5 protein-coding genes and 2 tRNA genes are annotated in these 7,299 nt (G+C 42.9%); 4 read left to right on the top strand and 3 right to left on the bottom strand.

Annotated features, from left to right (window positions below; all coding sequences use genetic code 11):
- From H3V12_RS11000 to gstA, 3 genes are all read right to left on the bottom strand, one after another.
- Positions 1-403, bottom strand: a 403-nt coding sequence (locus H3V12_RS11000) for a hypothetical protein (RefSeq protein ID WP_198214703.1), incomplete at its 3' end; no start/stop codon positions are given.
- 1,110 nt (positions 404-1,513) lie between these two features.
- Positions 1,514-1,603, bottom strand: a tRNA-Ser gene (locus H3V12_RS10995).
- Positions 1,604-2,063: 460 nt separating this feature from the next.
- The gene (gene gstA, locus H3V12_RS10990; RefSeq protein ID WP_198214702.1) at positions 2,064-2,666 is read right to left on the bottom strand and encodes a glutathione transferase GstA; all 603 of its coding nucleotides are present in this window, start codon (positions 2,664-2,666) and stop codon (positions 2,064-2,066) included.
- A gap of 266 nt (positions 2,667-2,932) precedes the next feature.
- Between gstA and dusB the strand changes: the two genes are divergently transcribed.
- The 4 genes from dusB to H3V12_RS10970 all read left to right on the top strand — a co-directional run bounded on the left by dusB (position 2,933) and on the right by H3V12_RS10970 (position 6,669).
- The gene (dusB, locus tag H3V12_RS10985) at positions 2,933-3,919 is read left to right on the top strand and encodes a tRNA dihydrouridine synthase DusB (RefSeq protein WP_198214701.1); all 987 of its coding nucleotides are present in this window, start codon (positions 2,933-2,935) and stop codon (positions 3,917-3,919) included.
- 2 nt (positions 3,920-3,921) lie between these two features.
- On the top strand, positions 3,922-5,052 hold the full coding sequence (locus H3V12_RS10980) for a nitrogen regulation protein NR(II) (protein WP_075870905.1): 1,131 nt from the start codon (positions 3,922-3,924) through the stop codon (positions 5,050-5,052).
- The gene (ntrC, locus tag H3V12_RS10975; RefSeq protein WP_075870904.1) at positions 5,049-6,506 is read left to right on the top strand and encodes a nitrogen regulation protein NR(I); all 1,458 of its coding nucleotides are present in this window, start codon (positions 5,049-5,051) and stop codon (positions 6,504-6,506) included. The genes H3V12_RS10980 and ntrC overlap by 4 nt, the downstream gene beginning before the upstream one ends.
- A gap of 73 nt (positions 6,507-6,579) precedes the next feature.
- Positions 6,580-6,669 (top strand) — tRNA-Ser (locus H3V12_RS10970).
- Positions 6,670-7,299 lie beyond the last annotated feature (630 nt).

Genomic DNA, 7,299 nt, shown 5'->3' with positions numbered 1-7,299 from the left:
CTGCCGTGGAACTCGAGTCACTTCCTTGGTCGCCCCCGATATAAAAGCTAGAATCCAAATTAACTTTTGCATGATCATTCATAAACAAATAGGTGTGATTACTGGTACTGTCTTCCGGATTACCAACATATAGGCTTCCCTGACGTAGATATGCCGGTGCACCTTCATTTATTTTTATATTTAAAACAGTATCCGGGCCAGAAAGGCTGTATGTTCCACTTCCTATAAACATACGAGCATAAGTTTTTTCTGTTCCAGTCGTTTGTTCAACTTCGTCATCACTCCATACACAATTATAAGGACTACATTTACCAGTTAAATCTTCGGTAATACCCGCGTATGCCGACACAGTAAACGAGCTCACTCCACATAACAGTAAGCCCATTAAGGTCAAGTTCTTCATTTTACACCCCTAAAAAATAAAAGAATTCATTTGTTAATTTTTTGGCTTCTACAATATCATTTTTTAATAATCAAGTGACTCTATAATATTATTAATATTAAAATTGTATTTTAATCGTGTTTCAATGATATTTAATTAACCGGTTAACTTTTTAATATGATTATTACTAATATCATTTACAAAATGAATTAGAAAAATACATTATAATATTTAAAAATTATACCAAAAATTAATTCATTTTTTTGTGATGTATTACTCAAAATTCCAACTCTGCTTTCGCCAAGTTGAAGATATATTACATGATTTAGGTATAGATATTTTCCTTAAAACTGGGCGTTATCAGGTATCTCTTTTGCCAGATGAATAGCTCGTTCAATATGAAAGAAATGTGAGAACCAACGCTCGAATTGGCGATAGCGTTTGGATGAAGTCTTCTTCAACATCAATGGTGTTCAACATTATCTATAGCAAACAGCTGATCATGGGGGCAAAGTTCTTGGAAGTTCTTGAATGTTATGTTTTCAGGCGTCGAAATAATAAAAATGCCGTTGGAATCTATCAAAAAACTATGAAAAAAAACGGGGTAACAGAAGTTATAATACAAATATGCCTACATCATATAAAGCAGCATTCCGGAATATTGACATAGAAGATCTTCAAGAAACAGGCCGCCGTCTTAATAATTGATGTAAGAATTCTCATCTAACCTTCCGGCGACGAAAACGAGCATTTTAAAAGTTTAAAAGCCTCATTTATGAAGATTTTATCGATATACACGGACGAATTTACAATTATTTTAATCACGAAAGGCATCTCACCACCAGACAAACATACAAGCAAAAACGAACGACACCTCTTCAAGAGTGATATAATTAGCCACTTGCATAAAAATGGTTCTCCCTGCTCTTTTGAAACGGGGGGGAGCGTTAGTCTGACAACAGCCGTAAAATATTGATCCTCACCACCGAAAAACGCAAACAGAGGAAAAGTGCAGGAAATTTTTAAATAATAACAGAAAAAATCTCTTAAGAAAAAGACGGAATCAAACCTTTGAAATCTCGTTGTATTGTGTGGGATAAAAAGAAACACCGTATGATCATGATGCCCTAATGGCGGAGAGAAAGGGATTCGAACCCTTGATACGGTTGCCCGTATACACGCGTTCCAGGCGTGCGCCTTCAACCACTCGGCCACCTCTCCAGCGAGGCTGCAATATAACGGGAAAGACTCCGAGTTCAAGAGGAAACTTCATTTCATACAGGAAAAAGTCGCTCTCACATCACTTAACCAAGGAGATGATCACAAACTCTTTTGAGCAGGCTTAAAAAACGAACATTCTTTTCATAGTCGTTACAGCTCGTTTGAAGCTTTAAACCGAATGAGAAGCCAAATCAGGATATTAACAATCGACCGATCAGGATATAGCCAAGGCATCACACACTATTCAGCAATATTGTAATGTTCCAACCACCGTTGATCAATCACGTATGTTCATGGTCGCATTAAATATTTTTAACCGAATAATGAGTTTAACAAATGAAAAGCCTGCCGAGACGTTCAGTCAGAAGCAGGCTTTTCTTCCCCTTGAAAACCTTTAAAATAAACTACACGTGACATCCATTTGCTTTTGCAATTGTCTTCCGTGTATGTAAAGCGTGTTTCAGGCTGCCTTTTCGTCTGCGAAAGCTTTTTTGACGCTATCGCGATTATTAATCTTTTCCATATAGGACGACAAGGCCGGCATATCGAGAAGATCAATCCGCACAAACTTGCACCATGTCAGAATTGTAAACAGATAGGCATCGGCAACAGTGAAATGATCACCTGCAATAAACTCGGAATTTTCAAGCTGTTTTTCAGCATAGGTCAATCGTTCGATAAGCTTTGCTTTGGCAGCTTTTTTCTCTTCCTCGGAACCGGGATGGAAAAGCGGTCCAAAACCTTTGTGAAGCTCGGTTGCAATATAATTCAGCCATTCCTGTACTTTCGCCCGCTCATAAGTACCCGGTTTTTCAGCCAAATTCTTTTCAGGCTTTAGATCGGCAAGATATTGAACAATAGCAGTACCTTCAGTAATAACGCGGCCGTCATCAAGTTCCAGTGCTGGAACATAGCCTTTTTGGGTGACAGTCAGATAATCTTTGCCACTTGCCGTTTTCTTTTTGGCCAAATCAACCTTTTCAAGTTTGATCGGAATTCCGGCTTCCAGCGCTACGATATGTGGAGAGAGTGAACAAGCACCGGGCGCAAAATACAATTTCATAATCTCTATCCCTTCAAAGTTTCGGAGTTATTACGAAACAAAATTGATACAGCTTTTTGATTTTTTCAATAGCCTGTCGCTATCTTACAATGTGCAATTCGTTTCCGCATTTCAATTTATATTTATTACCCCGCTTTTAATGCCATTATTTTTCATCAATAAATATCGATCCGGACAGCGAAATCTCTTCATAGCATTGCCTTTTATTGATAAAATGGTAAAAGATTAGGCGTTTTTAAAATTGCACAACAAAAAGGCATAACTGATTGACCTTTCTTTCCACACCTCTCAAAGTTGGCAATATCGAGTTTAGAAACCGTGTTTTTCTTGCTCCTATGTCCGGTGTGAGCGATTTACCTTTCCGTCAAAGAAGTTGGCGTGCCGGTGCCGGTATGGTGGTTTCGGAAATGGTGGCAAGCGCGGAATTATGTTCCGGCGCGGTTGAAAGCCAAATGCGCATAAATGGCAAGGGTCTTCCACAGCACGTTGTGCAACTAGCCGGTCGCGAGCCGGAATGGATGGCAAGAGCAACCGAAATTGTTCAGGATAACCATGCCGATATGATTGATATCAATATGGGGTGCCCGGCCAAAAAGGTTATCGGCGGATATTCCGGTGCTGCCCTTATGCGCGACCTGAAACTTGCTATGTCCTTGATCGAAGCGGTTCTCAAAGTAGCAAGAATTCCCGTTTCGCTTAAAATGCGGCTCGGTTGGGATGAAACAACAATCAACGCGCCGGAACTGGCAAAAATGGCTGAAGAAGCCGGTATTTCCATGATTACCGTGCATGGCCGCACCAGAATGCAATTTTATAACGGTCAAGCCGATTGGGATGCTTTGAAAAAAGTTCGCGATGTCATTTCAATTCCGATGGTAGCAAATGGCGACATTGGCAATCCTAAGCAAGCGGAAGAATGCCTGCGTCGTTCCGGCGCCGATGCGGTTATGATCGGGCGGGCATGCTATGGTGCACCGTGGTTGGCAGGAGAGATCGCAGGCCATCCCTTCTGCCAGAATATCGGAAATTATATTTGCGATCATTATCGGGCGATGCTTGATTATTATGGCGAAAATACCGGCGTGCGTCACGCCCGTAAACATCTCGATTGGTATTTGAATAAACACGCCAAGGGCTTCTATAGCAGTGAAGAGCGGCAGCAACTCATGACCTCACGCAAACCGGAACACGTTCTGACATTGTTGAATTCGATATTTTCGAGAAATTTGGGTAATCCGGAAAAGGCAGCCTGACAATGCAACAAAAAGCAAAAAATTGCGAACAAAATCTTGCAAGACTGGTGCTTGATGCCGTGCGACATCCGGTTATTCTTGTCGACAAGGATAATAGTATCGCCTATGCCAATGCCGATGCCGAGCAATTCTTCAAAGCAAGCTCTTCTGTGTTGGCACGAAACAAGCTTGAAACATTCTTACCCTTTGGCAGTCCTCTCATCTCGCTTATCAATCAGGTCAGAGAAAAACCGAAACCGGTTAATGAATATCATGTCGATTTGTCATCGCCAAAACTCGGTTATGACAAACTTGTCGATATCTTTGTCCAACCATTACCTGAAATACCGGGAAGTGTCGTTGTATTGTTTCAGGAAAAATCCATGGCCGAAAAGCTCGATAGGCAGATGACCCATAGAGGGGCTGCCCGTTCTGTAACCGGCCTTGCTTCAATGCTTGCCCATGAAATAAAAAACCCGCTTTCGGGGATACGAGGGGCTGCCCAGTTACTTGAAAGTGTTGTCAGTGATGATGACCGGCAGCTCACACGTCTGATTACCGATGAGACAGATCGTATCGTTGCTTTGGTCGATCGTATGGAAGTGTTCTCCGATGAACGGCCAATCGAACGTTTTCCGGTTAATATTCACACAGTGCTTGATCACGTAAAAAGGCTGGCGCAAAGCGGTTTCGCAAAAAAGATCAAATTTGTCGAAAAATATGATCCGTCACTGCCTCCGGTCTATGCCAATCGTGATCAGCTTATCCAGATTTTCCTCAATCTCGTTAAAAATGCGACTGAAGCGCTGGGCAGTGTAAAAAATCCGACAATTACGCTTACCTCGTCCTATCGACCGGGCATCAAACTTTCCGTTCAAGGACGGCATGATAAAGTCACGTTGCCTATGGAATTTTGTGTAGAGGATAATGGACCAGGTGTACCCAAAGACATTCAGGAAAACCTTTTTGACCCGTTTATCACCAGTAAACCAAATGGATCCGGTCTCGGCCTTGCTCTTGTTGCAAAACTTGTGAACGACCATGGTGGCGTCGTCGAATGCGATTCACAACCGGGCCGGACGATATTCCGCGTTCTCTTGCCTATGTGGCGGCCGGAAGAGACAGAAAGAAAGTCAAGCGGAGAAAGCCAATGACTAAAGGGATGATACTTGTCGCTGATGACGATGCGGCAATCCGCACTGTTCTCAATCAGGCTCTTTCACGAGCCGGTTACGATGTGCGGGTTGCGCCGACTGCTGCAATGCTATGGCGTTGGATTGCCAATGGCGATGGAGATCTTGTCATTACCGATGTCGTGATGCCGGATGAAAATGCGTTCGATCTTTTGCCACGCATTAAAAAGGCGCGGCCGGAAATTCCTGTTATTGTCATGAGTGCGCAAAACACTTTTATGACCGCAATCAAAGCTTCGGAAGCCGGAGCCTACGATTATCTACCTAAACCGTTCGATCTATCGGAGCTGATTAATATCGTAGGACGGGCTATGGTTGAACCCCGCCCCGAGAGCGAAAAACAAAAATCCGACGAAACAAACGACACGATGCCGCTTGTCGGGCGTTCACCTGCAATGCAGGAAATTTATCGTATTCTTGCCCGCATGATGCAGACTGACCTTACCGTTATGATTACCGGCGAGTCAGGAACAGGAAAAGAGCTTGTCGCACGTGCACTTCACGAATACGGCAGAAGACGCAAAGGGCCGTTTGTTGCAATCAATATGGCAGCAATCCCCAAGGATCTCATTGAATCAGAATTATTCGGTCATGAAAAAGGCGCTTTTACCGGTGCCAACACACGTTCAAGCGGGCGTTTTGAACAAGCCAACGGTGGCACATTGTTTCTTGACGAAATTGGCGATATGCCCATGGAAGCGCAAACTCGCCTCTTACGTGTCCTGCAACAGGGCGAATATATGACCGTTGGCGGGCGAACACCGATCAAGACCGATGTCAGAATTGTTGCTGCAACCAATAAGGATTTGCATCAACTTATCAATCAGGGGCAATTCCGCGAAGATCTGTTTTATAGACTTAATGTTGTACCCTTGCGCATTCCTGCTTTGCGTGAAAGAGCCGACGATATTCCCGATCTCGTGCGTCATTTCTTCAAAATGGCAACCGATGACGGATTGCCTTTGAAACATATCAGCAATGAAGGGCTTGATCTGTTACGTCGCTATACCTGGCCCGGCAATGTCAGGGAATTGGAAAATCTTGTGCGTAGACTTGCCGCACTTTATCCGCAGGAAGAAATCGCGGTCGATGTTATCGAGACCGAATTAAAAAATGAAACCGGTCATCAAGGGGCTGACAATCCGGTTTCTGTTAATGACAATATAACCATCGGCGAAGCGGTCGAGATGAATATGCAAAAATATTTTGCTTCTTTCGGCAATGAACTGCCCCCCGCCGGACTTTATCACCGCGTATTGGAAGAGGTCGAGTATCCACTTATTCTTGCGTGCCTCACAGCGACAAAGGGAAACCAGATCAAGGCAGCAGAGCTTTTAGGCCTTAATCGCAATACATTGCGCAAAAAAGTGCGCGATCTGAAAGTGAACATCTATAAAGGAACGAAGGCAAATTAAATTTGGCTCAAAAAAATTTAAATAAGTGATTGACCTTTAGCGAGAACCTTGTAAAGACTTGCGCATCCTTTTTGGAGGGGTGGCCGAGCGGTTTAAGGCACCGGTCTTGAAAACCGGCGTGCAGGCGACTGTACCGTGGGTTCGAATCCCACCCCCTCCGCCATATTTCGACAAAAACTAATTTTAAATCAATAAATTGAGATTTCTTATAGTTTTTTCATCCTCCATCTCATCCGCCAATAAAACTTGGAAGCAATGGTATTATAAGGGAGAAAAAAGGACAATAACCAATTGATATTGCTAACAAAACAAAATGGGACGGTCTTAGACAGTCTGAAACAATAACAAAGGGTACTGTCCCTCCGCCATTAAACATCACGATCATACGATCGTTCCTTTTTATTCCACACAATACAATGGGATTTCAAAGAGTTTAATTCTGTCTTTTTCTTAAGCAATTTATTTTCTATTATTATTTGACAATTTCCTGCACTTTGCCTCTGTTTACGTTTTTCGGCGGTGAAGATTGATATTCTTACAGGTGTTGTCGGACTAACTCTCACTTACCTCAAAAAGGCAGGGTGAGCCAGTTTTATGCAAGCGTCAAAGTCATGGCGTAAAAACATCACGCCATGATCAAATTTAAAAATCACTCTGACGATGCCCTTACCTATAAAGGTCGTTTAGAACTTGGCTCTAAAGCCCACCGTTCCATTAAGTGAGTAGCTGTCACCAAAGTCATTAAAGCTTGAACGTGCAGCAACTTCACCATAGAGCGCGTATTTGTCATCTT

Origin of the sequence: Bartonella sp. W8167 (assembly GCF_016100335.1) — a bacterium.
GTDB classification, from domain to species: Bacteria; Pseudomonadota; Alphaproteobacteria; order Rhizobiales; family Rhizobiaceae; genus Bartonella; species Bartonella apis.
The sequence above is the reverse complement of the archived record's forward strand: the minus strand, read 5'-3'. Positions and strand labels throughout refer to the sequence as shown.